This is a genomic window from Kitasatospora sp. NPDC056181 (assembly GCF_042266225.1).
Taxonomy (GTDB): Bacteria; Actinomycetota; Actinomycetes; order Streptomycetales; family Streptomycetaceae; genus Kitasatospora.
In genome coordinates this window covers 1-25,009 of record NZ_JBHJUK010000047.1, presented here as the reverse complement: position 1 = coordinate 25,009, position 25,009 = coordinate 1, and the positions used below count along the sequence as shown (strand labels likewise).

At 72.5% G+C, this 25,009-nt stretch carries 28 protein-coding genes; 13 read left to right on the top strand and 15 right to left on the bottom strand.

Annotation, left to right across the window (positions count from 1 at the left end):
* Window positions 1-307 precede the first annotated feature (307 nt).
* Entirely contained in the window at window positions 308-2,407 is a 2,100-nt protein-coding gene (locus ACFC1F_RS19395; protein ID WP_376159783.1) for a glycosyltransferase family 2 protein, read from the top strand.
* Window positions 2,408-2,438: 31 nt separating this feature from the next.
* Window positions 2,439-4,370 (top strand): galactose oxidase-like domain-containing protein, encoded by a 1,932-nt coding sequence (locus ACFC1F_RS19390; RefSeq protein ID WP_376159781.1) that lies wholly within the window; start codon window positions 2,439-2,441, stop codon window positions 4,368-4,370.
* A 130-nt stretch (window positions 4,371-4,500) separates the two neighbouring features.
* Here ACFC1F_RS19390 and ACFC1F_RS19385 read toward each other — a convergent pair whose 3' ends face one another.
* The 4 genes from ACFC1F_RS19385 to ACFC1F_RS19370 all read right to left on the bottom strand — a co-directional run bounded on the left by ACFC1F_RS19385 (window position 4,501) and on the right by ACFC1F_RS19370 (window position 8,858).
* The gene (locus ACFC1F_RS19385; protein ID WP_376159779.1) at window positions 4,501-5,595 is read right to left on the bottom strand and encodes a glycoside hydrolase family 6 protein; all 1,095 of its coding nucleotides are present in this window, start codon (window positions 5,593-5,595) and stop codon (window positions 4,501-4,503) included.
* A gap of 187 nt (window positions 5,596-5,782) precedes the next feature.
* Window positions 5,783-6,460, bottom strand: coding sequence for a uracil-DNA glycosylase (locus ACFC1F_RS19380; RefSeq protein ID WP_148645882.1), 678 nt, complete (start codon window positions 6,458-6,460; stop codon window positions 5,783-5,785).
* A 200-nt stretch (window positions 6,461-6,660) separates the two neighbouring features.
* Window positions 6,661-7,974, bottom strand: a complete 1,314-nt coding sequence (locus tag ACFC1F_RS19375; RefSeq protein WP_376159777.1) for a low temperature requirement protein A — start codon at window positions 7,972-7,974, stop codon at window positions 6,661-6,663.
* A 104-nt stretch (window positions 7,975-8,078) separates the two neighbouring features.
* A complete protein-coding gene (locus ACFC1F_RS19370; protein ID WP_148645022.1) occupies window positions 8,079-8,858 on the bottom strand; it encodes an HAD-IIA family hydrolase in 780 nt (259 codons plus the stop codon).
* 400 nt (window positions 8,859-9,258) lie between these two features.
* On the opposite strand from ACFC1F_RS19370, the gene ACFC1F_RS19365 reads away from it, so the two are divergent.
* From ACFC1F_RS19365 to ACFC1F_RS19355, 3 genes are all read left to right on the top strand, one after another.
* Window positions 9,259-9,858, top strand: a complete 600-nt coding sequence (locus ACFC1F_RS19365) for a lytic polysaccharide monooxygenase (protein ID WP_376159775.1) — start codon at window positions 9,259-9,261, stop codon at window positions 9,856-9,858.
* Window positions 9,828-10,352, top strand: coding sequence for a lytic polysaccharide monooxygenase (locus tag ACFC1F_RS19360; RefSeq protein WP_376159773.1), 525 nt, complete (start codon window positions 9,828-9,830; stop codon window positions 10,350-10,352). The genes ACFC1F_RS19365 and ACFC1F_RS19360 overlap by 31 nt, the downstream gene beginning before the upstream one ends.
* A 134-nt stretch (window positions 10,353-10,486) precedes the next feature.
* Window positions 10,487-11,590, top strand: coding sequence for a Gfo/Idh/MocA family oxidoreductase (locus tag ACFC1F_RS19355; protein WP_376159772.1), 1,104 nt, complete (start codon window positions 10,487-10,489; stop codon window positions 11,588-11,590).
* Between the two features lie 278 nt (window positions 11,591-11,868).
* Here the strand turns inward: ACFC1F_RS19355 and ACFC1F_RS19350 are convergent, their stop codons facing one another.
* Together ACFC1F_RS19350 and ACFC1F_RS19345 are read right to left on the bottom strand one after the other, a co-directional pair.
* Window positions 11,869-12,291, bottom strand: coding sequence for a type II toxin-antitoxin system VapC family toxin (locus ACFC1F_RS19350; protein ID WP_307853399.1), 423 nt, complete (start codon window positions 12,289-12,291; stop codon window positions 11,869-11,871).
* Window positions 12,284-12,568 carry a type II toxin-antitoxin system Phd/YefM family antitoxin gene (locus tag ACFC1F_RS19345; RefSeq protein ID WP_209415897.1) on the bottom strand — a complete coding sequence of 95 codons (285 nt, stop codon included), beginning with the start codon at window positions 12,566-12,568 and terminating at the stop codon, window positions 12,284-12,286. The genes ACFC1F_RS19350 and ACFC1F_RS19345 overlap by 8 nt, the downstream gene beginning before the upstream one ends.
* A 205-nt stretch (window positions 12,569-12,773) precedes the next feature.
* On the opposite strand from ACFC1F_RS19345, the gene ACFC1F_RS19340 reads away from it, so the two are divergent.
* Both ACFC1F_RS19340 and ACFC1F_RS19335 read left to right on the top strand, forming a co-directional pair.
* Window positions 12,774-13,067 carry a DUF6412 domain-containing protein gene (locus ACFC1F_RS19340; protein WP_307853400.1) on the top strand — a complete coding sequence of 98 codons (294 nt, stop codon included), beginning with the start codon at window positions 12,774-12,776 and terminating at the stop codon, window positions 13,065-13,067.
* A 101-nt stretch (window positions 13,068-13,168) separates the two neighbouring features.
* Complete coding sequence (locus ACFC1F_RS19335) at window positions 13,169-13,864, top strand: YidC/Oxa1 family membrane protein insertase (protein ID WP_376159769.1); 696 nt, start codon at window positions 13,169-13,171, stop codon at window positions 13,862-13,864.
* Between the two features lie 91 nt (window positions 13,865-13,955).
* Here ACFC1F_RS19335 and ACFC1F_RS19330 read toward each other — a convergent pair whose 3' ends face one another.
* A complete protein-coding gene (locus ACFC1F_RS19330) occupies window positions 13,956-14,372 on the bottom strand; it encodes a GNAT family N-acetyltransferase (RefSeq protein ID WP_209415899.1) in 417 nt (138 codons plus the stop codon).
* Between the two features lie 92 nt (window positions 14,373-14,464).
* On the opposite strand from ACFC1F_RS19330, the gene ACFC1F_RS19325 reads away from it, so the two are divergent.
* Both ACFC1F_RS19325 and ACFC1F_RS19320 read left to right on the top strand, forming a co-directional pair.
* Window positions 14,465-15,235 (top strand): CDP-alcohol phosphatidyltransferase family protein, encoded by a 771-nt coding sequence (locus tag ACFC1F_RS19325; RefSeq protein WP_376159767.1) that lies wholly within the window; start codon window positions 14,465-14,467, stop codon window positions 15,233-15,235.
* A 102-nt stretch (window positions 15,236-15,337) separates the two neighbouring features.
* The gene (locus ACFC1F_RS19320) at window positions 15,338-15,766 is read left to right on the top strand and encodes a hypothetical protein (RefSeq protein WP_376159765.1); all 429 of its coding nucleotides are present in this window, start codon (window positions 15,338-15,340) and stop codon (window positions 15,764-15,766) included.
* A 90-nt stretch (window positions 15,767-15,856) separates the two neighbouring features.
* Here the strand turns inward: ACFC1F_RS19320 and ACFC1F_RS19315 are convergent, their stop codons facing one another.
* Both ACFC1F_RS19315 and ACFC1F_RS19310 read right to left on the bottom strand, forming a co-directional pair.
* Window positions 15,857-16,006, bottom strand: a complete 150-nt coding sequence (locus tag ACFC1F_RS19315) for a hypothetical protein (RefSeq protein ID WP_376159763.1) — start codon at window positions 16,004-16,006, stop codon at window positions 15,857-15,859.
* Complete coding sequence (locus ACFC1F_RS19310; protein ID WP_376159761.1) at window positions 15,991-16,395, bottom strand: ATP-binding protein; 405 nt, start codon at window positions 16,393-16,395, stop codon at window positions 15,991-15,993. Before ACFC1F_RS19310 ends, ACFC1F_RS19315 begins: the two co-directional genes overlap by 16 nt.
* A gap of 280 nt (window positions 16,396-16,675) precedes the next feature.
* Between ACFC1F_RS19310 and ACFC1F_RS19305 the strand changes: the two genes are divergently transcribed.
* The 4 genes from ACFC1F_RS19305 (at window position 16,676) to ACFC1F_RS19290 (ending at window position 18,868) form a co-directional block, all read left to right on the top strand.
* A complete protein-coding gene (locus ACFC1F_RS19305; protein ID WP_376159760.1) occupies window positions 16,676-17,527 on the top strand; it encodes a helix-turn-helix domain-containing protein in 852 nt (283 codons plus the stop codon).
* Window positions 17,528-17,530: 3 nt separating this feature from the next.
* On the top strand, window positions 17,531-17,716 hold the full coding sequence (locus ACFC1F_RS19300) for a DUF397 domain-containing protein (protein ID WP_376159758.1): 186 nt from the start codon (window positions 17,531-17,533) through the stop codon (window positions 17,714-17,716).
* A gap of 130 nt (window positions 17,717-17,846) precedes the next feature.
* The gene (locus ACFC1F_RS19295; protein ID WP_376159756.1) at window positions 17,847-18,014 is read left to right on the top strand and encodes a hypothetical protein; all 168 of its coding nucleotides are present in this window, start codon (window positions 17,847-17,849) and stop codon (window positions 18,012-18,014) included.
* A 113-nt stretch (window positions 18,015-18,127) separates the two neighbouring features.
* Entirely contained in the window at window positions 18,128-18,868 is a 741-nt protein-coding gene (locus ACFC1F_RS19290; protein ID WP_376159754.1) for a class I SAM-dependent methyltransferase, read from the top strand.
* Window positions 18,869-18,965: 97 nt separating this feature from the next.
* Here ACFC1F_RS19290 and ACFC1F_RS19285 read toward each other — a convergent pair whose 3' ends face one another.
* From ACFC1F_RS19285 to ACFC1F_RS19260, 6 genes are all read right to left on the bottom strand, one after another.
* The gene (locus ACFC1F_RS19285) at window positions 18,966-19,745 is read right to left on the bottom strand and encodes an ABC transporter permease (RefSeq protein WP_376159752.1); all 780 of its coding nucleotides are present in this window, start codon (window positions 19,743-19,745) and stop codon (window positions 18,966-18,968) included.
* A complete protein-coding gene (locus tag ACFC1F_RS19280; RefSeq protein WP_376159750.1) occupies window positions 19,742-20,668 on the bottom strand; it encodes an ATP-binding cassette domain-containing protein in 927 nt (308 codons plus the stop codon). Before ACFC1F_RS19280 ends, ACFC1F_RS19285 begins: the two co-directional genes overlap by 4 nt.
* Window positions 20,668-21,507 (bottom strand): DUF4097 domain-containing protein, encoded by an 840-nt coding sequence (locus tag ACFC1F_RS19275; protein WP_376159748.1) that lies wholly within the window; start codon window positions 21,505-21,507, stop codon window positions 20,668-20,670. Before ACFC1F_RS19275 ends, ACFC1F_RS19280 begins: the two co-directional genes overlap by 1 nt.
* Window positions 21,508-21,599: 92 nt before the next feature.
* Entirely contained in the window at window positions 21,600-22,181 is a 582-nt protein-coding gene (locus tag ACFC1F_RS19270) for a toxin-antitoxin system HicB family antitoxin (protein ID WP_376159746.1), read from the bottom strand.
* Window positions 22,182-22,423: 242 nt separating this feature from the next.
* Entirely contained in the window at window positions 22,424-23,491 is a 1,068-nt protein-coding gene (locus ACFC1F_RS19265; RefSeq protein ID WP_376159744.1) for an adenosine deaminase, read from the bottom strand.
* Between the two features lie 79 nt (window positions 23,492-23,570).
* Window positions 23,571-24,866, bottom strand: coding sequence for a DUF445 domain-containing protein (locus ACFC1F_RS19260; protein WP_376159742.1), 1,296 nt, complete (start codon window positions 24,864-24,866; stop codon window positions 23,571-23,573).
* Between the last annotated feature and the right edge of the window lie 143 nt (window positions 24,867-25,009).

The following is a 25,009-nucleotide window of genomic DNA, read 5'->3' as shown; positions in this document are numbered from 1 at the left end:
TTGGGGAAGCCAAGGGTTCCGCACCCCCGGAGGGGAGTCCGGGGAACGATGCGGGGACCCTGCATTCGAGGTAGCCGCGCAGCCACACAACAAAATCGATCGTACACGTTTTACTGATTGACGGCCCGGAAACCGCCTGGATACAGCGCGGTTCACCGGGCGGTGTTCTGCTTCGAAGGCAAGGCTCCGGGGGGAGCGGTCGGTCCCTGCGCGCAGGTCGCAGCGCGGGACTCCCAGTCCGTACACCCCCGGTCGGAGCACGCACGAACCGGCCGGTCCACGCGGCCGGTCACGGGGGGAGCCACACATGATCAAGCCGTTCTCACGACAGACGGACGCCCAGTTCCGAACCGCCCCGGAGAACCCCGGCCCAGGCGCACCCGCCCCGGCGGCGACCGCCCCGCACGGCGCGGTCGAGGCCGACCTGCGCTCCTTACCGGTCCCCGAAGCCCCTTACGACTACGCCCACTTCAGCCGCCTGGCCGGTCCGGCCACCACGCCCGACCCGCCGGACCACGCCTTGCCGCAGGACCACCACTCCCCCGAAGCAGCCGCCGCGCCGGCGCCCTACCGCGTCCGGTACCGCAGCCTCCTGCGCCGCGAGCCGCACCGGCTCCGGGCGGCGCTCCTCCTGCTGACCGCGCCACTGGTCGAGGCGGTGCTCCTGGTCTGGCTGCTGCTCCCGGACCACTGGCCGGTCCGGCCGGGCGAGACGCACGCCTGGCTGCTGCTCGGCGACAAGGTGATGATCGGGATCATCGCGGTGGTCGAGATGTTCCGGCTGGTCAACGTCGTCTCGAACGCCCACGCCACCCTGGTCGCCCGCGATCCCGTCCCGGTCACGCCGGAGGCGGGCACCCGAGTCGCGTTCATCACCACGTGTGTGCCGGGCAAGGAGCCGCCGGAGATGGTGCGCGCCACGCTCACCGCCGCGCTGGCCGTCCGGCACGACGGCCCGTACGACGTCTGGCTGCTCGACGAGGGAAACGATCCTGCCATGCGCGCGCTCTGCTCCGAGCTGGGCGCGCGGCACTTCAGCCGGCGCGGGGTCAAGCAGTGGAACCAGCCCAGGGGCCGGTTTCGCGCCAAGACCAAGCACGGCAACTACAACAGCTGGCTCCAGGCCCACGGCGGCGGCTACGACTTCTGGGTCTCGGTGGACACCGACCACGTCCCGCTGCCCGAGTTCTGCGAGCGGATGCTCGGCTACTTCCGTGACCCGGACGTCGCGTTCGTGGTCGGGCCGCAGGTGTACGGGAACTACCGCAGCTCCGGTTCGGCGGTCACCAAGTTCTCGGAGAGCCAGCAGTTCCTCTTCCACGCGCTGATCCAGCGGGCCGGGAACCGTTACGGCGCACCGATGTTCGTCGGCACCAACAACGCCGTGCGGATCAGCGCACTGCAGTCGATCGGCGGGCTGTACGACTCCATCACCGAGGACATGGCGACCGGCCTGGAGTTCCACCGCCGCCGGAACCCGGCCACCGGTGCGCGCTGGACGTCGGTCTACACGCCGGACGTGCTGGCGGTCGGCGAGGGGCCGTCGTCCTGGACCGACTTCTTCTCCCAGCAGCTGCGGTGGAGCCGGGGCACCTACGAGACCCTCCTCACCCAGTACTGGCGGGCGGCCTGGAGGCTGTCGCCCGGCCGGCTGCTCAACTACACGCTGATGGTCTGCTTCTACCCGATGGCGGCACTGACCTGGCTGCTCGGCGGGGTGTCGAGCGTGCTCTACCTGGGATTCGGGGCGTCGGGCGTCCACGTGTCGTCCGAGATCTGGATGATGTTGTACAGCGACGCGGCCGCCCTCCAGGTGCTGCTCTACACCTGGAACCGCAAGCACAACGTGAGCCCGCACGAGCCGGCCGGGTCGTCCGGAGTGGCGGGCATGGTGATGTCGGCCCTCTGCGGGCCGATCTATGCAGCATCGTTTCTGCAAGCGGCGCTTCGCCTTCGCAGTCGCTTCGTGGTGACACCGAAGGGCGACTCGGCCAGCCCCGACCGGTTGGCGACGTTCCGGATCCATCTCTTCTGGGCGCTGGTGTTCGGCGGCGCGGTCACCGCCTCCTTCTTCACCGGCCACGGCCACGTCGCCATGCGCACCTGGGCCTGCCTGGCGTTCCTCCTCAGCGTGCTGCCGATCCTCGTGCTGGCCGCCGACGCCGTCCGGCGCCACCGGGCCCGGCCGACGTCCACCCTCTCGGTCACCGGCGCCGCGACGACAGCGACAGCGACAACGACGACAGCGACGACGATGACCGCGACCGTAACGGCGACCGCAACGACGATGACCGCGACCGCGACGACCTCACCGGCGGCAGCGACGGCAACGACACCCACCGCCGCAGCGGTCGTCCCGCCCCAGGGGCGCGCCGCGACCGTCCCGGCGCCCACCAGCACACGCTGAACCGCACCCGTAGCAGGAGGGGACAAGCACCGTGAAGATCCGCAACGCCGGCCGCACCAGGCGGTTCGCCCTCGGCAGCACGGTCGCGCTGACCGTCGCCGGGATGAACGCACCGGCCGTGCTCGGCTTCGCCAACGCGCAGTACCACGACTACGTGATCAACCGTCCCGAGTACAAGGCCGAGTACGGCCACTGGCAGACCTTCGTCCTCCCCGCCGAGTTCCGGGTCAACGCCATCCATGCCAGCCTCCTGCGCACCGGAAAGGTGCTGATCATCGCCGGCTCCGGCAACGACCAGCGCAGCTTCGACGCGGGCAGCTTCAAGAGCGTGCTCTGGGACCCGGCCAAGAACACGTACAAGCTGGTCCCGACCCCGGCGGACATGTTCTGCGGAGGCCACACCGCGCTGCCCGACGGGCGGCTGCTGGTGGCCGGCGGCACCCAGCGCTACGAGGCGCTGGACGGTGCGGTGAAGAAGGCTGCGGGCACCATGCGGGTGCGCAACGAGAACCCGGACGCGGCCCGGACCTTCCCGAAGGGCACCGTGTTCACGGCGCCGAACGGCCGCGAGTACGTGTCCACCGCCGAGGTGACCGTTCCGGCCGCGCTGAAGACCGGCGGCGGCGACCGGACCGTCGTGAAGGCCAGCGAGCAACACGTCTTCGTGGAGGCGGTGGCGCAGGGCACCGGGTACGTCAACAACTCCCCCGCCCAGTACGCGATCAAGGGCCTGAGCGGCGCCGAGGCCCGGAACCTCTACGGCATGGCCGATCGCATGACTCTGGAGAAGCAGGACTTCCAGGGCATCCGCGCCGCCTTCGAGTTCAACCCGGACACCGAGCTCTACGAGCGGGTGACCGACATGGCGTACGCGCGCTGGTACCCGACCCTCACCGGGCTGGGGGACGGGCGGGTGGTCACCGTCTCGGGGCTGGACGACACGGGGCAGATCCTCAGCGGCAACGACAACGAGATCTATGACCCGGCGGACAAGACCTGGTCCAAGGCGCCCGACCGCTACTTCCCCACCTACCCGTCGATCTTCCTGACCGCCTCCGGCAAGCTCTTCTACTCCGGTTCCAACGCGGGCTACGGCCCGGCGGACAAGGGCCGCGAGCCAGGGCTCTGGGACTTGAAGGACAACGGCTTCCAGCAGGTGCCGGGACTTCGCGACCCGGCTCTCACCGAGACCTCGTCCTCGGTGCTGCTGCCGCCCGCCCAGGCGCAGAAGGTGATGGTGCTCGGTGGCGGCGGCGTCGGCGAGTCCCCGCTCTCCACCGCCCGCACCGACATCGCCGACCTCTCCGCCGGCAAGCCGGTCTTCACCCCGGGCCCGGACCTGCCGGCCGGCGGCACCCGCTACCTCAACAGCGTGATCCTGCCCGACGACACCGTGTTCACCACCGGCGGTTCCAGCGACTACCGGGGCAAGCACAAGAGCGACCTGCTCAAGGCGCAGGTCTACCACCCGGACACCAACACCTTCACCACCGCCGCCGAGCCGACCGTCGGACGGAACTACCACTCCGAGGCGCTGCTGCTGCCGGACGGCCGGGTGGTCGTCCTCGGCTCCAACCCGCTCTTCGCCGACAAGGCCGACACCGAGCCGGGCACCTTCGAGCAGCGGATCGAGATCTACACGCCGCCGTACCTGTTCCACGGCGAGCGCCCGCAGCTGACCGACGCGCCGGCCGCCGCGAGGCTCGGCGCGACCGTCACGGTGAAGTCCCCCAAGCCGGACGGGGTGGTCACCGCCAAGCTGGTCCGGCCGAGTTCGGTCACCCACGCGACCGACGTCGAGCAGCGGTCGGTCGCCCTGGACGTCGGCGCGCGCTCGGACGGCGGCGTCGCGCTCACCCTGCCCGGCAACCCGAACCTGCTGCCGCCGGGCTGGTACATGCTGTTCGTGACGGACGGCGCCGGCACCCCGTCGGTGGCCCGCTGGATCAAGGTGACCCCGTAGCCGGCCCGGCCCCGGGGTGAGCGCACGGGGTGAGCGCACGAGGTGAGCGCACGAGGTGAGCGCACGAGGTGAGCGCACGAGGTGAGCACACGGCCCGTCCCGAAGGCGCCGCACCGCCGGCCCGGACGGGTCAGGCGCCCCCGCGCGCCAGCCCCAGGGCGTACGGCAGCCAGAACTCGCCCGCCCGGGGCTCGCCGCGGCCGCACTCGCCGTCGGACTCGCCGGGGTTCTTGATCCAGAGGTAGGCGTCGACGCCGGCCCGGCCGGTCCCGGTGGTGGGCGGTTCGCCGAGCGCGCGGCCGGGCGGGTTGCACCAGGCGTCGCCGCTGAGCGGGCCGTTGCCGTTGCGGCTGGTGTCGATCACGAAGTGCTTCCCGCCCAGCGCGGTGGAGAGTTCCGTGCCGTACGCCGCGCTCCGGTCGGTCCCGTAGAAGTTGGAGACGTTGACCGCGAAACCGTCCGCCACCGCGACGCCGGACTTCCGCAGCGCGTCGGCCATCGCCGACGGGTCCTGCGCCCAGCCCGGGTTGCCCGCGTCCAGGTAGACGCGCACCTGCGGGCGCTTCTTCAACTCCTGTACGGCGAAGGCCAGCAGGCCGTACCGCTCGGCGGCGGACGCGCCCTTCACCCCGCAGGAGTCGAGGGTGTGCGCCACGGCGTCGGGCTCCAGCACCACCCACGCCCTGCGGTCGCCCAGCGCCTCCGCCAGGCCGCTGATCCAGGAGCGGTAGGCGGCGGCGTCCGACGCACCGCCGGCCGAGTACTGGCCGCAGTCACGGTGCGGGATGTTGTAGACGACGAAGACGGGCGTGCGGTCCACGGCGGCGGCCCGACGGCCCACCTGCTCGACGATGCCCTTGGCCGCCTGGTCGCCGAGCCACTGCGAGGACGGCTGGGCGGCGATCTTCAGCAGGGTGTCGGCCTCGGCCGCCCGGCTCTGGCTGCGCAGGGCGACGAGCTGCTGGGCGGCCGCGGTCTGGTCGGAGACGTAGAAGGTCTGCCCGGGCAGCTGGGCGAGCCCGGCGGCGGACGACCCGCCGGAAGCGGTTCCCCCCGAGCCAGCCGCACCGGCCGAACCCGCGCCGCCCGCCGCACCGGCCCCGGTGGACGCGGGCGCCGCACCCGTACCGGAACCGCCCCCCGGACCGCCCCCCGAACCCCCTGACGCAGCACCGCCGTTGCACCCGGCAACACCCGCCATCAGCCCCAGCAGTGCTGCCCCCACAGCCAGCCGGAACCCTGCTCCTCGCCCTACCCGGCGCACGACCGCCCCTCCCCAGACCCGGTCCGGCGACCCGGCCGGCACCCAGCTTCGCACACCGGGTACCGGCCGGCAGCCGAGGCCGGTGAACAGCGGACGGCAACGGGGGGCAGACGAAGCGTCAGCCCGGCGCGGTGCGGCCGGCGTACGGTCAGCCCTGCTTCAGGTTCGGCACCTGCCAGTCGATCGGGTCGACGCCGAAGCCGTCCAGCGCCTCGTTGATCTGGGAGAACGGCCGGCTGCCGAAGAACAGCTTGGCCGAGAGCGGCGACGGGTGCGCGCCCTGGACCACCACGTGCTTGGAGGTGTCGATCAGCGGCAGCTTCTTCTTCGCGTAGTTGCCCCAGAGCACGAAGACCACCGGCTCCTCGCGCGCGCTCACCGCCTTGATCACGGCGTCGGTGAACTTCTCCCAGCCCTTGGCCTTGTGCGAGTTCGCCTCGTGCGCGCGCACCGTGAGCACCGCGTTGAGCAGCAGCACGCCCTGCTCGGCCCAGTGCATCAGGTAGCCGTTGTCCGGGGCCGGGATGCCGAGGTCGGCGTCCAGCTCCTTGAAGATGTTGCGCAGCGACGGCGGCGTCTTGGTGCCCGGCAGCACGGAGAAGCTCATACCGTGGGCCTGGCCGTCGTCGTGGTACGGGTCCTGGCCGAGGACGAGCACGCGGACCTTCTCGTACGGGGTGGCCTCCAGCGCGGAGAACTCCTGCCCGCTCGGCGGGAAGATCTGGTGCTCCGCGCGCTCGGCCGCCACGAAGGCCGCCAGCTCGGCGAAGTACGGCTTCTCCGTCTCTCCGCCCAGCACCCCGCGCCAGGACTCGGGCAGCTCCAGCCCGGAACCCGCGCCGGCCTCGACCGCTCCAGCCTCGCTCACGCCCGCCTCGACCGCTTCCGCCTCGACCGTGTCCGTCACGACATCAACCTCCCACCGGACGGCCGCTCACCGCCGCACCGCCCCGACCTCGGACGCACCACGACCCTGCGCCGCACGCCCTCTTTCCACCCCGAACGCTACACAGCCCGACTGACACTTCACTCCGCCGGAGCCACCGGGGCCGCCGGAGCCGCCTCGGTCACCGGGGCCGCCACGGTCGCCGCGGCCACCGGGGCCACCGGGGCCACCGGGGCCACCCCGGCAGAGCGGGCGGCCGCCCGCTCCACCCTCACGTGCTCGACCACGTTCAGCGCCACCAGCAGCACCGCCAGCGTCACCAGCACCGCGATCGCCGGCAGCCGCACCATCACCGGGGCCAGCCCGAGCACCACCAGCGCCGCCACGATCCGCGTCGTCGACACCGCGCGGAACATCATCCACCGCGTGTAGCCGAAGGTCAGCAGGTAGAGCCCGCAGCCCCCGTACAACAGCGCCACCGAGCCCGCCCCGAGCGCCCGCCGCGGGTCGGCCACCGTCTCGCCGAAGCCGACCGCGACCGCGATCACCCCGGCCACCAGCGCCAGGTGCCCGTACTGGAAGACCCGGCGGATCACGTCCCGGCGGGAGTCCGCGACGGTGACGGCGTGCCGCATGGCGTCCGCCGCGTAGACGAAGTACTGCCACCAGAGCCCGCAGGAGATGGTGAACGCCGAAGCCACCGCGACCAGTTCAGCGGCGTCGAGCCGGGCTCCGGCGGCCGTGGCGCCGATCCCGACGATCGACTCGCCGAGCGCCACCAGCAGGAACAGCGCGAACCGCTCCGGCATGTGCGACGGGTTGTACGCCACCCTGGCCAGCCGGTTGCGGAACAGGACCGGTCCGGACAGGTCGCAGAGCGCCGCCAGCGCCCAGAGCACCAGCCGCGGCCCGTCCGGCAGCAGCCCGCCCACCAGCAGCAGCGGTCCGCTGACCAGCACCCCCACGCCGTACGGCCCGCGCCAGACGCCCGGAACGCGGATCAGCAGCACCAGCAGCACCACGCGGGCCGCCCAGTACCCGGCGCCCAGCAGCACACCCCGGCCCTCGTAGGCGCCGGGCACCGCCAGCGCCATGAAGAGGCCGGCCAGCCCGACGGCGAGGATGCCGATCCGGTCCCGCGGGGTGTCCACGTCGCGGATGTTGGCCTGCACGGTGGTGCCGACCCAGCACCAGTAAACCGGCACGAACACCACGAGGGCCCGCACGACGCCGGTCCAGTCGTGGTGGTGGTGCAGCAGGCCGGATACCTGGGTGATCGCGAAGACGAAGACCAGGTCGAAGTAGAGCTCCGCCCACGTGACCCGTTTCTCGTCGGTGAACCGCTCGGTGAACCGCTCGGCGGCCTCCCCGTTGGCCTCCCCGTTGGCCTCCCCGTCGGACTCCCCCGAGGACGCCCCTGTGGACTGCTCGCCGGACTCCGCCGTCGTGCTCATCCGCCCCTCCCCCTCCTCCGCACACGCAACAGCTGACCGAAACACGCGGGCCCCACCCCGGCCGACGGCCAGGGCAGGGCCCGGAGAAAGAAACTGTGGAGAGGCTAGACCAGCTCCACCAGGTCCGCGACCGAGTTGACCACCCGGGTCGGCCGGTACGGGAAGCGCTCCACGTCGGCCGCGGCGGTCAGACCGGTGAGCACCAGGATGGTCTCCATGCCGGCCTCCATGCCCGCCACGATGTCGGTGTCCATCCGGTCGCCGATCATGACGGCGGTCTCCGAGTGGGCGCCCGCCGTGTTCAGCGCCTCGCGCATCATCAGCGGGTTGGGCTTGCCGACGAAGTACGGCTCGACGCCGGTCGCCTTGGTGATCAGGGCCGCGACCGAACCGGTGGCCGGCAGCACGCCCTCGGTGGACGGACCGGTCTCGTCCGGGTTGGTGCAGATGAAGCGGGCGCCCTGGTTGATCAGGCGGATCGCCTTGGTGAGCGCCTCGAAGCTGTAGGTGCGGGTCTCGCCGAGGACGACGTAGTCCGGGTTGTTGTCCGTCAGCACGTAACCGGCCTGGTACAGCGCGGTGGTGAGGCCCGCCTCACCGATCACGTACGCGGTGCCACCCGGGCGCTGGCCCTTGAGGAACTTGGCGGTGGCCAGGGCCGAGGTCCAGATGCACTCCTCCGGCACCTCCAGGCCCATGCCTGCCAGGCGGGCGCTGAGGTCGCGCGGGGTGTAGATCGAGTTGTTGGTCAGCACCAGGAACGGCTTGCCGGACTCCCGCAGCCGGCGCAGGAACTCCTCCGCGCCGGGGATCGGCGTGCCCTCGTGGATGAGGACGCCGTCCATGTCGGTCAGCCAGGACTCGATGGGCTTGCGGTCTGCCACGTGCGTGTCTCCCGAAGTCTTGCAAGGGTCTTGCTCTTGCAACGTCTAGCGATGGTCGTACGGAATCTGCGGCGCACCGCCGTCACCGTTGCGCCTCCCACCGGCCGGACCCTCCTCGGGACACCGGACCGCCGGGGGTACTGCTGGCTGCCCCAACGGGGCACAGCCTAATCCGCACACCAGGCCGACGGCAGCATGTCCCGCCCACCGGGACACGTGCCCGGGGCGGGCCGTCGGGCCCGGGGCGACCGCCGGCGGACCGCCGCGCGGCGGGGCGGTCACCGTCTCAACGGCTCCTTAAGACGCCCCTAACCGCACTGATTGCCCCTCAGCACGCCCGCGCCGCACGGCTAGCGTGAACGGCACCACCCTCACCGCGCTCCCTCGAAGGAGTCCCCCCATGCCCGTGCGCCGCCGTCTCCCCCGCTCCCCCGGTGCCCCCCGTGCCCGCGCCGCTCTCACCACGCTCGCCGTCCTGACCGTCGCAGGCCTCGCCGTCGGCCTCGGCAGCACCCCGGCCGCCGCCCACGGGTCGATGCAGAACCCGCTCAGCCGGGTCGAGGGCTGCTACCTGGAGGGCGCCGAGCAGCCGAAGTCGGCGGCCTGCCGGGCGGCCGTGGCGGCCGGCGGCACGGCCGCGCTGTACGACTGGATGAGCCTGCGGATCGGCGACGCCGCCGGCCGCCACCGCGAGCTGATCCCGGACGGCAAGCTGTGCAGCGCCGGCTCCGAGACGTACAAGGGCCTGGACCTGCCGCGCGCCGACTGGCCCGCCACCAACCTCACCGCGGGCGCCGACTTCACCTTCCGCTACCGCGCCACCGCCCCGCACAAGGGGACGTTCCAGCTCTTCATCACCAACGGCAGCTACTCCCCCACCAAGCCCCTGACCTGGGCGAACCTGGAGGCACAGCCCTTCCTGACGCCGACCCACAGCTGGCGGACGGCTCGTACGTCCTGCCCGGCAAGGTGCCGGCCGGGCGGAGCGGACGCCAGCTGATCTACGCGATCTGGCAGCGCTCGGACAGCCCTGAGGCGTTCTACTCCTGCTCGGACGTCGTCTTCGACGGGAGCGGCAGCGCACCGACGTCGACGCCCGCCGTCCCGGGCACCGTCCCGCCCGCGCCCTCGGGCCCGGCGACGGCCGCGCCCAGCCAGGCCGGCCACCCCGCCGGGCACGACCACACCACCGCGGCAGCGCCCGCCCCGGCAGCCGCCGTCACCACCCCGGCGGCGGCGACGACCCAGGCGGCCGCCGCCCCACCCGCCCCCGCCTCCTCGGCCACGTCCGGCACGTCCGGCACGCCCTCGGCCCCGGCCACGTCCGCCGCCGACTCCGCCGCCGACTCCGCCGCCGCGGAGCGCCTCGCCCAGACCGGCTCCGACCGTTCGCTCGGCATCCTCGCCTCGGTCGGCTCCGCCTTCCTGCTGGCCGGCGCGACCGTCGCCGTCCTCCACCGCCAGCGCCGCGGCCGTGGCGCGCACGCCCGCTGACGCCGGACCGCCCGGACGCCCGGTGGGTGCCCCCGCAGACCCACCGGGCGGGTGCGCAGGCCGCCCTGCTGACCCGTCACCGCGGCGGCACCGAAACCGGGACCAACCAGACACCGCGTGATTGAGTAGGGCCCATGAGCCCCTCCTCGTCCTCGCGCCCGCCCCGCCACCACGACGGCCCCTTCCGCGTCGGCCTGATCGGCTACGGCCTGGCCGGCTCCGCCTTCCACGCCCCGCTGATCGCCACCACCCCCGGGCTCCGGCTGGACGCGGTGGTCACCGCCAACCCCGACCGCCGCGAGCAGCTGCAGCGGGAACACCCCGGCGCCCGCGCCGTGGACACCCCCGAGCAGCTGCTCGCCGACCCGGACGCGCTCGACCTGGTCGTCATCGCCTCCCCCAACCGCACCCACGTCCCGCTCGCCCGGGCCGCGCTGCGCGCCGGGCTGGCCACCGTCGTCGACAAGCCGCTGGCCGCCACCGCCGACGAGGCGCTGGAGCTCTGCACGCTGGCCGAGTCCAGCGGCGTCCTGCTCTCCGTCTTCCAGAACCGCCGCTGGGACGGCGACTTCCTCACCGCCGCCCGCCTGGTCCGCGAGGGCGCGCTCGGCCGGGTGCACCGCTTCGAGTCCCGTTTCGAGCGGTTCCGGCCCAAGCCCAAGGCGGGCTGGCGCGAACTGGCCGACCCCGCCGAGGTCGGCGGCACGCTGTACGACCTCGGCAGCCACCTGGTCGACCAGGCGCTCACCCTGTTCGGCCCGGTGGAGACCGTGTACGCGGAGATCGACGTCCGCCGGGACGGCGCGGCGGTCGACGACGACGCCTTCCTCGCCCTCACCCACGCCTCCGGCACCCGCTCGCACCTGTGGACCAGCGCCATCACCCCGCTGGCCGGCCCCCGGCTGCGGGTGCTCGGCGACACCGCCGGCTACGTGAAGTCCGGCATGGACCCGCAGGAGGCGGACCTGCGCGCCGGCCGGCGCCCGGACGGCCGTGACGGGCTCACCTGGGGCGCCGACCGGCCCGCCCTCTACGGCACCCTGGGCACCGACGAGTCCGCCACGCCGATCCCCACCGATCCGGGCGACTACCCCGCCTTCTACGTGGGCGTCGCCGCCGCCCTGGCCCGCCCCGGCACCCCGCCCCCGGTCGACCCGCGCGACGCCGTCGCCACCCTCGCCGTGCTGGAGGCCGCCCGCACCTCCGCAGCCACGGGCACGACCGTCCGGCTGGGCTGAGACACCCCGGCTCCCCGGGGTCCGGGCCCCGGGGAGCCGGGCGCGGTTTCCAGGGCCGGCCGAGGCCCCTGGTCGGCCGTCGCTGCTGGGCCTCGTCGCCACTGCGGGGGCCGGCCGGGAGAGCGTCGTCGTGCGGCGCTCTCGGGGCCCGGCGGTCGGTCCTGCCGGCGGCCGCCGCCCTGGCCGACCGGGTCGAGCAGGACGGTGCGGGGGCCGTCGCCCCCGGCTGACGTCCCCGGCCGACGTCCCCGGCCGACGTCCCCAGCCGACGTCCCCGGTCAGATGCCGATGATCTCCACCGCCGAGCTCAGTCCGCGGAAGTCCGCGACGTTGCGGGTGTAGAGCGGCAGCCCGTGCGCGGAGGCGACGGCGGCGATCATCAGGTCGATCCGGCGCGGGCGCGGCTGACGGCCGGCGGCGATGGTGAGCGTGACCAGCGTCCCGTACCGGGCCGCGGCCGCCGCGTCGAACGGCAGCGGGTCGAAATCCGCCATCGCCGCCCCCAGCACCTCCAGCCGCGCCGCCCGGCTGACCGGGTCGCGCGCCATCGAGACGCCCTGCTGCAACTCGGCGAAGCTGATCGCCGTCAGCTCGGGCACGGCCGGCAGATCGGCCGGGTTGAGCAGCGCCAGATCGATGTAGACACAGGTGTCCAGCACCCCGGCCGGCCGCCGCCGGGACGCCCTGCGCCGCTCAGCCACGCCGCCGCTCGAAGGGGTCGTCGTCCGCGTCCCCGACCAGTTCCTCGGGTCCGAAGTACTCCTCGGCCTCCTTGCGCATCTGCTGGTAGTCGACCCGCGGCAGCTTCACGTGCCGCGCCACCAGCTCCTCCGCGGTGAGCCGCCGGCGTCCCGACACCGGCCGCAGCTCCGCGACCTCGACCCCGTTCCTGGTGATGTGGAAGGTCTCCCCCGCCTCCACCGCATCCATCACCGCGGCGGAGTTGTTCCGGAACTCCCGCTGGGTAATCGTCTTCATCCTTCCAAGGTAGCCCCGCGTAGCACCTCTGGCTACGGCGTGCGCAACCGCTCCGAACGCCGCCCCGCCGCCGGTGCGCGCCCCGCTCATGCTCCTCCCTCCTCCTCCCTCCTCCCTCCTCCCTCCTCCCGTGGGAACCCCGCAGGCCGTACCATCGTCGTCAACGTCTGAAGCCGGTGGCCGGAGCACAGGAGAGGAGCACGCCGTGGGACTGATCGCGATGCTGCTCGGGATGCTCCGCGTGCTGACCGGGGAGGTGCTCACCGACGGTGGGACGCTGACCTCGGTGGCGGCCACCGCGGCCGTGGTGCTGCTGGCCGGGGCGGTGGCGGGGACGCTGGCCGCCGCGCGACTGCTCGGCGCACGGGCGCCGGCCACCGTACGGGACGGGACGCTGCGCAGGCGCGCGTTCCGGACCGCCTTCCTTCCACAACGTGATCCGGACGCCCGGGGCAGGCGACGCCCCAGGGCCCCGGGTGCGGCCCCGGCGGCCGCGTAACCCCCCTCGTTCCCGAGAGCCGTCGACCCGGCTCGACGCGGCCGTCCTCCGTAGACCACTCATGTCCTGAGACGCTGAGACCCCGGAGGGCTCGCTCCACCATGTCCGTTTTCGCAATCCTCGACCCGGCCGTCGGCCTGGCCCACGACGTCGTCGCCGCGCTCGCCCAGGTGCTGCCGACGGCGGCGGCGATCGTCCTGTTCACCGTCTGCGTCCGCCTCGCCCTGCACCCGTTGGCCCGGGCGGCGGCGCGCGGCGAGAAGGCGCGGGCCCGGCTCGCGCCGAAGGTCGCCGAGCTGAACCGCAAGCACAAGGGCAAGCCGGAGAAGCTCCAGGCCGCGCTCGCCGAGATGTACAAGGAGGAGAAGGCCTCGCCGTTCGCCGGCTGCCTGCCGATGCTGGTGCAGATCCCGTTCTTCTCGGTGATGTACCGGCTGTTCACCACCCCGAACGACCTGCTCGGCCACACCCTGTTCGGCGTCCCGCTCGGCCTGCACGTGGGCGGCGCGCAGGACGCGGCGCAGTGGGTGGTCTTCGGCGTGCTCTACGCCGGGCTGGCCGCGGTGGGGTACGTCAACTTCCGGCGGGCCCGCCGGACGCAGGCCGCCGCCCCGCAGCCGGCCGCGCAGCCCGGGCTGTCGTTCCTGCCGTACCTGTCCTTCGGGACGGTGCTGTTCGCCGCACTGGTGCCGCTGGCCGCCGCCGTCTACCTGCTGACCACGACCGCCTGGTCGGCCGCCGAGCGCGCCTGGCTGCACCGGGGTACCGAGGTGCCGGTGGTGCCCGCGCTGGTCTGAGGGCCCCGGTGACGCCCGGGCGGGCGGGATGCGCCGGGCGACCCGGGCGGGCGGGGTACGCCAGTCGTCCCGGGCCGGCGGGGTGCGCCGGTCAGGACTCCTCGAAGTCCCAGACGTACACCGCCTGGCCCGGCGCCGGTTCGCCGCCCGCACCGCGGTAGGTGGCGCGGGCGGCCGTGTTCTCCTCCTCGGTCACCGTCCACAGGCCGTGACAGCCGCGCTCGCGGGACAGCTCCACGAGCGCGGCCGTCAGGGCCCGGCCGATGCCGCGGCCCCGGAACGGCTCGTCCACGCCCAGCTCGTAGAGGAACAGCTCGGTGCCCTTGTCCGGGTGGGTCATCTCGACCCCGGTGGCCATGCCCGCCGGGACGCCGTCGACGTAGGCGATCAGCAGGTGGTGGCGGTCGTCGGCGAGGAAGCGTGCGGTCGCCTCCGGCAGCGGGGGGCTGTCGAAGAGGTGTCCGGCGGCCAGAACCTCGGTGGCCCGGGTAACACGGCGGATCTCCATACCCGGAATCGAAGCCCCGGCCCGAGCAGCGGTCAAGGCAGGTCGTAGCCTGTGCTGATCGTTCTGGTCCGGCCGGATAGGTGGAGGAATTCGTGAAGGTCGCTGCCCCGGCGTTGGCCGAGCTGCGGGAGGTCTGCCAGCCGCAGGCCAAGCTGCAGAGCCGCAACGGCGAGCACTGGGCGGGCCGCCTGTACATGCGGGCGATCTCGCTGCGGACGACGCGGCAGCTGGTGCGGACGTCCGTCTCGCCGAACACGCTGACCTGGGTGATGGTGGTCTGCGGCGTCGGCGCCGGGACCGCCCTGCTGATCCCCGGGCTGACGGGTGCGGTGCTGGCGGCGGTGCTGTTCCAGGGCTTCCTGCTGTTCGACTGCGTCGACGGCGAGGTGGCCCGCTGGAAGCGGCAGTTCAGCACCGCGGGCGTGTACGTCGACCGGCTCGGCGCCTACCTGGCCGATGCGGCGCTGATGATCGGGGCCGGTGTGCGGGCGGCGCGCGGCGGCTCGGAGCTGTGGGTGTCGGTCGGCCTGGCGACGGCGCTGGGCGTGGTCCTGCTCAAGGCGTCGACGGACCTGGTGGACGTGGCCCGGGCCCGCAGCGGTCTCCTTCCGGCCGACGAGGAGTCGACCCAGCCGCGTTCGCAGGGCATCGCGACGGCGCGCCGACTCGCTTCCGTGTTCAAGATCCACCGGGTGACCAACGGCATCGAGGCCTCGCTCGTGCTGCTGGCCACGGCGGTCGCGGACGCCGCGGTCGGAAACATCGGCCCGACCCGGATCGCCCTCGCCGCCATCGCGGTGATCACCTGGGGCATGGTCGTCGCCCACCTCGCGTCGATCCTCTCCTCCTCGCGCCTGCGCTGAGCCGTCAGGGAGGAACCGGCACGGTCTCGGAGGAACTGGCACGGTCTCGCTCGGCGTGACCGGTTCGGGTGGCACCCTGCCGCCGGAACCGGGGGACGAGACGTGGACGCATCAGAGCATCCGGAGGAGCGCGCAGCCGCCGACCGGGGCAGCTGCGGCCGGTACCTCCCCGCCCCCGCACTGGCCGCCGTCGGCGTGGTCGTCGGCACCCGGATGACGGTCCGGGCCTGGAACGACTGCCCGCTCGGGAACAACGTCAGCAACACCATCGGCCTGCAGTTCGGGACGGTCCCGGCGGTATGGCTGACGATGACCGTCGCCCTCGCACTTCTCCAGGCCCTCCTGAGCAGGCACCCGCTCCCCGGCGGCCGGGCCGTCGAGCTGCTGGCACCGGTGCTCACAGCCGTCGTACTGACGGCGCTGTACCGGGCGGGGATGAACTGGCCCTACGTCCAGCCCGACGGAGGCTGCTTCGAGGGTTATCCGCTCTTCCCCTTCACCGGGAAGATCGGCCCGCACACGAGTCCGTAGCCGTGGGCCCGACGGCCCGCGACGCGATGTCGCACTCCGTCGAAGCGGTCGCGCCCGGTCCGGACGGGGCGCGACCCGCTGCTTCGTCGTTCAGGAGGATATGCCGACCCGCTCGGCCTGGGCGGGACAGTCGTGCCTGCCGCCCTGCCCACGATCGACGGCGTTGAGGGCGTCGGTCCGCACCTGGCAGAAGGCTCCGACGACCGCCGCGAGGATGACGAGGATCAGGAGACCGAGCACGGCGGCCTCCTGGCCTGGGCGGAGGTGTGGTTCACGCGGCGGCGTCCAGCTCGAACCAGACGGACTTGCCGTGCTTCTGCGGCTCGGTCCCCCAGCGGTGGGTGAGGCCCTGGACCAGCCGGAGGCCGCGCCCGGACTCCGCGAACTCGCAGGGTTCGGAAGTCGGTGCTGGCGTCGCTCACGGAGACGCGGAGCGTACGGCCGAGGATCAGGACCAGGACGACGGGCGAGGTCGTCCGGCCGTGCCGCCACGCGTTCACGATGAGCTCGGCAAGGGCGAGTTCGGCATCGGCGATGGACTCGAAGTCCCAACCGGCGCGCGCCATGGCGGCGCGCAGGGCCTCGCGGGCGAGGGCGAGGGAAGGGGAGTTGAGGGTGCAGTTACACACGGGGAATCTCCCTGCGGTGTAGGCGATGAAGGACGCACCCGGAGGGTCCGTCGCCGTGAGCGAGCGCGCAGCGGGGTTGGCGTCGCCGCCTGCACGTGCTCTTCGGCGCCCGGGCAGCCGGTACCAACTGCCCTGCTCGTGGACGTTATTGACTACCCATCCGGTGATCGGTGCATCACAGACTGTAGGGCATGAGTACTCACATGTGCCACGCAATCACTGAACTAGTGCCACCGATCCGTCGCTGGACTGATCGGCGGCCCACGTAGATGCTTGACGCATGTCACCACGTGCCATCCCGTCGGCCAGGCAGGAACGGTTGGGTATCGAGCTACGCAAGATGCGTGACTGCGCCGGCCGCACAACTGCCCAGGCAGCAGCCCTCTTCGGCCTCGACAGAACGAAAATCACCCAGATCGAGAAGGCCTACTACCCGGTCACCCCCGACCGGGTACGCGCGCTCGCCGCCGACTACGAGGAAGGCGACACGGCGTACGTCGAGGCTCTCGCCCAGATGGCAGGAGAGAAGCACAAGGGCTGGTGGGAGGAGTACCGAGGATCCGTTCCGGTCGGATTCCTCGATACCTCCGAGCTTGAGTACTTCGCCAATGGCCTGATGACCTACCAGATCTGTCACCCTCCTGGCGCGATGCAGACCGAGGAATACAGTCGGGCTATCTTCCATGAGGCCTATCCGCCCCTGAGGCCTCGCCTCCTGGAATCCCGGGTGGAGAATCGCCTGCACCGCTCCGATCTCCTGATGGCCGAAGGCGCTCATCCCTATACGGCAGTGGTGCATGAAGCGGCTCTCAGGATGCGCTTCGGCGGCCGCGACGTCGCAAGGAAACAGCTGGAGAGAATCCTGGAGCTGTCACACCTTTCGCACGTCAAGGTCCACGTCGTCGGTTTCGAAGCAGAGGGCTTCAAGGGTGCGGGCCAAGCCATCGTCCATGCCAGCGGCCCGGTACGACGGCTGGACACTGTGCAGCTCGATGCAGTTGGCGGCCCGGTCTTCCTCCATGAGAGGACCCAGGTGGACAACTACCGCCAGATCATAGAGCGCATGATCGAGCGAGCACTCACGCCCGAGCAGTCCCGCGATCTCATTACACGTATCCAGAAGGAAATCTAGGCCTTGGAAACTCCACTCTGGACCCGCCCGTCCGCCTGCGCCGATTCCACCAACTGCCCAGAGGTGGCGATATCCGTCGACACCGTCTACTTGCGCAGCAGTCTCCACCCCTCCTCGGTAGCCAAGTTGACCAAGGACGAATGGCGCGTCCTCCTCACCGGCATCCGCAGCGGGGAGTTCGACGTCTGACCCCGGTCATCGGCGTAGGAAGTCGACCTCATCGACTTCCTGCACCGACCTGCCCGCCCCTCCAGGCCTCCGCACGACCTCACCACAACAGTCACGTAGGAGATCCAGGCCGATGGAAAACATCTCGTGGATGCGACCCACCGCATGCGCCGATTCCAACAACTGCCCGGAAGTGGCCATCACGGCCGAGACCGTCTACCTGCGCAGCAGCCTCCACCCCTCCTCCATCGCCCAACTGACCAAAGACGAATGGCGCGACCTCCTCACCGGCATCCGCAACGGCGAGTTCGACGTCTGACTCCGCTCTCCACTCGGCGCAGGAAGTCGACCTCATCGACTTCCTGCGCCCGCTCACTCCCCCGCCGCCGTCTGGCATGATCACCTGCCCAACCACCCTGGGGGAGCACCGACATGGCCGACAACGTCTACGACCGCCAGACCGCCGCCGACTACCGCACCGCCCGCGAGGTGCCCCGCGACGGGCTCGCCGCGTGGCGGCAGGCCGTTGCCGAGGCCGCCCCGCTCGGCCCCGGCTCGACCGTGCTGGACGTGGGCGCCGGCACCGGGGCCTTCGCCGCCGCGTTCCACGACTGGTACGGCGTGCGGGTCCTGGCCGTCGAACCCGCCGAAGCGATGCGGGCGTTGATCCCCGCCTCCCCAGGCATCGACGTGCTCGCCGGAACGGCCGAGGCCCTCCCCGTACCGGACGCCTGCGCGGACGCGGCCTGGCTCGGCTCGGTGCTGCACCACCTCACCGACCTGGAGGCCGCCGCCCGCGAACTGCGGCGCGCCCTGCGGCCGGGCGCACCGGTACTGATCCGCAACACCTTCCCCGGCCGCAGCGACCGGGACCTCCGGGTGCGCTTCTTCCCCAAGACCGCACGGAGCATCGACGGCTACCCGAGCGTCGACCAGGTCTGCGCCGCCTTCGCCACCGCCGGCTTCGCCCGCGTCTCTCTCCGCCCGCTCCCCCAGCAGAGCGCGCCGACCCTCGGTGCCTTCGCCGACGGGCTGCGCCGCGACGCCGACTCCAAGCTCCGTGCCCTCTCCGACACCCAGTACACCGACGGGCTGGCCCGCCTCCGGGCGGCCGCCGCTGCCGCACCGGACGAGCCGGCCGTCAGTTGGATGGACCTCCTGGTCCTGGCCTGACCTCAGGGCCGCCGGGCCGCCCGGCGCGCCGACCGCCCCGGCGCCCTCAGGCCGCCACCCGAGCCGGTGGCGGCCTGACGGTCCCGGGGCGCGGGCGTTACCCGCGCGCCGTGCGGTAGAAGGTGCGCCGTGCCCAGAGGTAGCCGATCCCGGTCAGGGCGACGCACCAGCCCAGGGCGGCGACGGCGCTGCCGCCTATCTCCGTCCCCATCAGCAGGCCGCGCAGGGTCTCGATGATCGGGGTGAACGGCTGGTACTCGGCGAACCAGCGCAGAGCCGTCGGCATGGAGTCCGGCGGGACGATGGCGCTGCCGATGAAGGGCATGAACTGGAGCGGCATCGGGATGTTGCTGGCGCTCTCCGGCGTCTTGGCGACCAGGCCTATGCCTGCTGCGAGCCAGGTCAGGGCCAGCACGACGAAGACGAGCAGGGCGGCGGCGGCGAGCCACTCCACCGGGGTGGCGTTGGGCCGGAAGCCCATCGCGAGGGCGGCGGCGAGCACGAGCACCAGGCCGATCGCCGTCTGGATGACGCTGCCGACCACGTGGCCCGTCAGGAAGGCCGAGCGCGATATCGCCATCGTCCGGAAGCGGTTGACGATGCCCTCGGTCATGTCGACGCAGACGCCGATCGCCGTCACCAGGGCCCCGGACGTCGCCGCCATCAGCAGGATGCCGGGGGTCACGTAGTCGATGTAGCTGCCGGCGCCGATGCCCAGGCCGAGCGCGCCGCCGAACGCGTAGTTGAACAGCAGCAGCATCATCACGGGCATCATCACGACCGCGAAGGTCAGCGACGGGTACCGCTGCGCGTGCTTGAGGTTGCGCCGCAGCATCGTCAGCGAGTCGCTGACGGCGTAGGTGGTCACGCTGCTCATCGGGCGGCCCCCTCGGTCAGGGTGAGGAACACGTCGTCCAGGTCGGCCGTCTCCACGATCAGCCGCTCCGCTCGCACCGAGGCGTTGTCGAGCACGTCGAGCACGGCCTTCACGGTGAGGACGGAGTCGTCCCCGGGGATGTCCAGCCGCAGGGCCTCGACGTCCACCGCCGCGTAGTCGAACAGCGCGGCGGCCGCGGCGAGCTGGGCGCCGTCCGAGAAGTGGAGCCGGATCCGCCCACCGGGGACGATCCGCTTGAGCTCCTCGGCCGTGCCCTCGGCGACGATCCGGCCGCCGTCCAGGACCGCGATCCGGTCGGCGAGCTGGTCGGCCTCGTCCAGGTACTGGGTGGTCAGGAAGATCGTCACCCCGTGGTCGCCGACCAGCCCCCGGATGATCTCCCACATCGTCCGCCGGCTGCGCGGGTCCAGCCCGGTGGTCGGCTCGTCGAGGAAGATCACCTTCGGGTCGCCGACCAGCGTCATCGCCAGGTCGAGCTTGCGCCGCATGCCTCCGGAGAAGGTGGCGACGGGCTTGCGGGCCTCCGCCGTGAGGTCGAACCGCTCCAGCAGCTCCTCGGCCCGCCTCCGCCCCTCCCGACGGCGGAGGTGGTTGAGGTCCGCCATCAGCAGCAGGTTCTCCTCGGCGGTGAGCAGGTTGTCCACCGCCGAGAACTGGCCGGTCACGCCGATCGCCGCCCGCACCCCGTCGACCTCGCGGACGAGGTCGTACCCGGCCACCCGGGCCACCCCGCCGTCGGCCGGGATCAGGGTGGAGAGGATCTGCACAGTGGTCGTCTTACCGGCCCCGTTCGGCCCGAGGAGGGCGAACACGGTGCCGGCCGGGATCTCCAGGTCGACGCCCTTCAGCACCTCCTTGTCCCCGTAGGACTTGGTGAGCCCGATCGCCGAGATCGCCGCCATCACGCCCTCCGGACGATGATGCCGCCCACCTGGGTCCGGCCGCGGACCTCGACGGTCTCCCGGGCGTCGCCCGGACCCTCCGCCGCACCGAGGGTGTTGCGCACCGTGCCGAACTTGCTGTGCACGTCGAGCCAGGCCGCCGTGCCCTCCGCGATGCCGACCTCCATGTCCCCGACGCCGCTCTGCAGGACGACCTTGCCCCGGACCACCCGGTCGAGCCGGATGTGGCCGTTGGCCGTCTTGGCGTCCACGCCCGCCTCGGCGAGGCCGACGTGGATCCGGCCGTTGGAGGCGTTGGCCGTCAGCTCGCCGTGCACCTCGTCGATCTCGGTGTCGCCGTTGCTGTTCTTGACCGTCAGCCGGCCCCCGACGCTGCCGACCTCGATCCGGCCGGCGCCGGACAGCTCGGCGTCCCCGGAGACCGCGCCGACCCGGATGTCCCCGTGGTCGGTCTTGAGCCGCACGCCCTCGGCCCGGTCGATCTGGATCCGCCCCATGGAGGCCTTGAGCCGGCAGTCGCCGAGCGGGCCCTCGGTGACGAAGTCGGCCATCGGGGAGTCCGCGTGCACCTCGGAGCCCGACGGCAGTTCGACCAGGACCTCGATCGAGCCCTTCTTGTTGGAGAACACGGTGCGCTGCTTGGGGCCCTTGACGGTGAGCCGACCGCCGGCGAAGTCGACCTGGGTCAGCTCGGCGGCCTTGACGTCCGCCTCCCTGGCCGCGTTCGCGGGGCGGACCTCGACCACGGTGTCGGTGCGCTTGCCCGCGCGGATCCACACCGTGCCGATCTCGAACTCCAGGGTGGCGGAGATCGGTCCGTCGGTCTCGTACGTAGGCATGGCTGTCCCGTCCTCTTGACTCGTGTAGGTGTTCCCGCTGGTCGGAGCGGGGGTGACGTGGAAGGTGCAGGGGTTCGGATGGTGCGGAAGCGTCAGTGGACCCAGCCGGTGAAGCCCTGGCCGCCGACGCCGCGCGGAGCGCGGACGCCGGGGCCGGCCACCGGGCGGGCGGTGGACTCACCGCCGTCCAGTGCAGCGGCGACGGCCCGGACCAGCCAGGCGTTGAGTGACAGGCCCTCCTGCCCCGCGGCCTCCTCCGCCCGGGCCTTGAGGTTCGCGGGCAGGCGCAGGTTGATCCGGGCGGTGCCCGACTCGTCCGACTCCGGCGCCACCGACGGCACCGCCGACGGGGCCCCCGCCGAACCGGATGGTGCCACCGGAGCCACCGGTGGCACCACGAACGGCACATCGCTGTGGAAGCCGTCGGAGCCGGGCGGTACCGTCACCACGAACTCCGGGTCGAGCCCGCGCAGGCGCACGTCCACCGAGCCCGGGGCAAGGTCGCGGGTGACCTCGCCCATGGCCGCCGAGAGCGCGTTGAGCAGGGTGAGCCGCACGGCCGAGTCCAGCGGAAGTGTCAGCCGCTCGGCCAGCGCGCGGGCTTCGTCCCCGCCGGTGGCGGCGGCCACCGCGAGCTCGTTCCGGAGGTTTTCGACGTACGGCGTGAGGTCCATGGCTTCAGCATGGCACAGCCGTGGTGCCATGTCGAGGCATTGATGGCACCACTTTGGCGCCACGGCACGGAAGGGGTCACGCCGGAAGCGGCGCGGAAGGGGGATCGCGCCGGAAGGGGTCGCGCCGGAAGGGCGCGGAAGGGGCCGCCGGAAGCGGCACCGCCCCGCCGGCCGAAGCCGACGGGGCGGTGGGGTGCGGTGCGGTGTGGCGCGGTGCGGTGTGGCGCGGTGCGGGAAGGGGCTCAGGCCTGCCAGGCCGCCAGGTAGGCGTCGATCTCGCCGGCGATCCGGGCCTTGCCGGCCGTGTCCAGGAAGGACGCCTCGACCGCGTTGCGGGCCAGCGCGGCAACGCCGGCCTCGTCCAGGTCCAGCAGCCGGGCCGCCACGGCGTACTCGGTGTTGAGGTCGGTGCCGAACATCGGCGGGTCGTCGCTGTTGACGGTGACCAGCAGGCCGGAGTCCACCATCTGCCGGATCGGGTGCTCCTCCATCCGCTCCACCGCCCGGGTGGCGATGTTGGAGGTCGGGCAGACCTCCAGCGGGATCCGGTGCTCGCCGAGGAAGTCCATCAGCGCCGGGTCCTTCACCGCCTGCGTGCCGTGGCCGATGCGCTCGGCGCCGAGCACCCGGATCGCGTCCCAGACCGTCTCCGGGCCGGTGGTCTCACCGGCGTGCGGGACGCTGCGCAGGCCGGCCGCGCGCGCCCGGTCGAAGTACGGCTTGAACTGCGGGCGGGGAACGCCGATCTCCGGACCGCCCAGGCCGAAGCTGACCAGGCCCTCGGGGGCGAGGTCGACGGCGAGCCGGGCGGTCTCCTCGGCGGCGGCCAGGCCGGCCTCGCCGGGGATGTCGAAGCACCAGCGGAGCACCACGCCGAGCTCCTTCTCGGCGTGCAGCCGGGCGTCCTCGATGGCCTCCATGAAGGCGACGTCGGGGATGCCGCGGCTGACCGACGAGTACGGGGTCACGGTCAGCTCGGCGTAGCGGATGTTCTGCCGGGCCATGTCCTCGGCGACGCCGTAGGTGAGCGCGCGGACGTCCTCGGCGTCGCGGATCAGGTCGACGACGCTGAGGTAGACCTCGATGAAGTGCGCGAAGTCGGTGAAGGTGAAGTACTCGGCGAGGGCCGCGGGGTCGGTCGGCACCTTGGCCTGGCCGCGGTGGCGGGCGGCCAGCTCGGCGACCACGCGCGGCGAGGCCGAGCCGACGTGGTGGACGTGCAGTTCCGCCTTGGGCATGCCGGCGATGAACGCCTCGATGCCCCGGTTCCCGCTGGGGTTTCCGATCCGACTTCCGTCCGGCTGGACCACGGTGGTGCCCTTCTTTCCTCTACGCGCGTATCAAGCAGTGTCCGCCAGGATAAGCACACCCGGCACGGCGCGGCCCGGCTCACCCGCCGAGCGCGACCGCCGCCGTGTGGATCAGCAGGCCGGCCAGGGCGCCGACCACGGTGCCGTTGATCCGGATGAACTGGAGGTCGCGGCCGACGTTGGCCTCGATCTTGCGGGAGGCGTCGTCCGCGTCCCAGCCCGCCACCGTCTCGGAGATCAGCGAGGTGATCTCCGCGCGGTAGGTGCTGACCAGGTACTGGGCCGCGTCCTGGAGCCAGCCGTCCACCTTGGCCTGGAGCTTCGGGTCGGTCGCCAGGCGCGCGCCGAACTCGCGCACGCCCGTGCGGATGCGCCGGCGCAGTTCACTGTCCTCGTCCTCGGCGGCGTTCAGCACCAGGGAGCGGACGGCGGCCCAGGTGGAGGCGATGAGGTCCTGCACCTCGGAACGGGCCAGCAGCTCCTCCTTGGCCCGCTCGACCCGGGCGATGGTCTCCGGGTCGGTCTGCAGCTCGGTGGCGAAGTCGGCGAGGAAGTTGTCGACGGCGCCGCGGGCCGGGTGCTCGGGGTCGTCGCGGATGTCGGTGACGAACCGCATCAGCTCCTTGTAGACCCGCTCGCCGACCTGGTGGTCGATGAACTTCGGCGTCCACCCCGGGGTCTTCTGGGAGACCTTCTGGACCACCTCCTCGTGGTTCTCGGTCAGCCAGTCGTGCGCCCGGACGGTAACCAGGTCGACCACGCCGTGGTGACCGCCGTCGGCGACCACCTTGCCGAGCATCCGGCCCATCGGCTCGGCGACCGAGGTGGCGGAGGCCCGCCGGGTCACCGCCTCGCCGACGACCGCCTGCACGTCGTCGTCGCGCAGCACCGCGAGCACCCCGCGCAGCGCGGCCGAGGCCTCCTTGGTGACCCGCTCGGCGCTGCCGGGGGCGGCCAGCCACTCGCCCAGTCTGCGGGCGATGCCGAGCGCGGCGAGCCGGCCGCGCACCACGTGACCGGAGAGGAAGTTGTCGCCCACGAAGTCGCCGAGCGACCGGCCGAAGGCGTCCTTCTTGGTCGGGATGATCGCGGTGTGCGGGATCGGCAGGCCGAACGGGCGGCGGAACAACGCGGTCACCGCGAACCAGTCGGCCAGCGCGCCCACCATGCCCGCCTCGGCGGCCGCTGCGACGTAGCCGGCCCAGGCACCGGCGCCGGCCGACTTCGCCCAGGTGGCCAGGGCGAAGACCAGGGTCGCGAAGGCCAGCAGGCCGGTCGCGATGGTCTTCATCCGGCGGACGCCGCGTCTCTTCTCCTCGTCGGCCGCGGTGAACCGGACGCCGGGCCCGGTCCCGCTGAAGGCTTCGTCACTCACCCCGCCAGTCTGCCCCTTGCCCGGCGCGAGCGAACGGCGCGCCCCGCCACCGCGCGCCGGGAGCCCGCCGCCACGCGCCCGGGGGCATCCGGGCACGCGGCCGGCGGACTCGTCGAGCACGCGCGGCCGGGCCGGGCCACCCC

Coding starts and splice junctions, on each gene's coding strand:
- ACFC1F_RS19395 (WP_376159783.1), top strand. CDS start 308: ATGATCAAGCCGTTCTCACGACAGACGGACGCCCAGTTCCGAACCGCC.
- ACFC1F_RS19375 (WP_376159777.1), bottom strand. CDS start 7,974: ATGAGCACGACGGCGGAGTCCGGCGAGCAGTCCACAGGGGCGTCCTCG.
- ACFC1F_RS19365 (WP_376159775.1), top strand. CDS start 9,259: ATGCCCGTGCGCCGCCGTCTCCCCCGCTCCCCCGGTGCCCCCCGTGCC.
- ACFC1F_RS19355 (WP_376159772.1), top strand. CDS start 10,487: ATGAGCCCCTCCTCGTCCTCGCGCCCGCCCCGCCACCACGACGGCCCC.
- ACFC1F_RS19345 (WP_209415897.1), bottom strand. CDS start 12,568: ATGAAGACGATTACCCAGCGGGAGTTCCGGAACAACTCCGCCGCGGTG.
- ACFC1F_RS19335 (WP_376159769.1), top strand. CDS start 13,169: ATGTCCGTTTTCGCAATCCTCGACCCGGCCGTCGGCCTGGCCCACGAC.
- ACFC1F_RS19330 (WP_209415899.1), bottom strand. CDS start 14,372: ATGGAGATCCGCCGTGTTACCCGGGCCACCGAGGTTCTGGCCGCCGGA.
- ACFC1F_RS19305 (WP_376159760.1), top strand. CDS start 16,676: ATGTCACCACGTGCCATCCCGTCGGCCAGGCAGGAACGGTTGGGTATC.
- ACFC1F_RS19295 (WP_376159756.1), top strand. CDS start 17,847: ATGCGACCCACCGCATGCGCCGATTCCAACAACTGCCCGGAAGTGGCC.
- ACFC1F_RS19290 (WP_376159754.1), top strand. CDS start 18,128: ATGGCCGACAACGTCTACGACCGCCAGACCGCCGCCGACTACCGCACC.
- ACFC1F_RS19285 (WP_376159752.1), bottom strand. CDS start 19,745: ATGAGCAGCGTGACCACCTACGCCGTCAGCGACTCGCTGACGATGCTG.
- ACFC1F_RS19280 (WP_376159750.1), bottom strand. CDS start 20,668: ATGGCGGCGATCTCGGCGATCGGGCTCACCAAGTCCTACGGGGACAAG.
- ACFC1F_RS19275 (WP_376159748.1), bottom strand. CDS start 21,507: ATGCCTACGTACGAGACCGACGGACCGATCTCCGCCACCCTGGAGTTC.
- ACFC1F_RS19270 (WP_376159746.1), bottom strand. CDS start 22,181: ATGGACCTCACGCCGTACGTCGAAAACCTCCGGAACGAGCTCGCGGTG.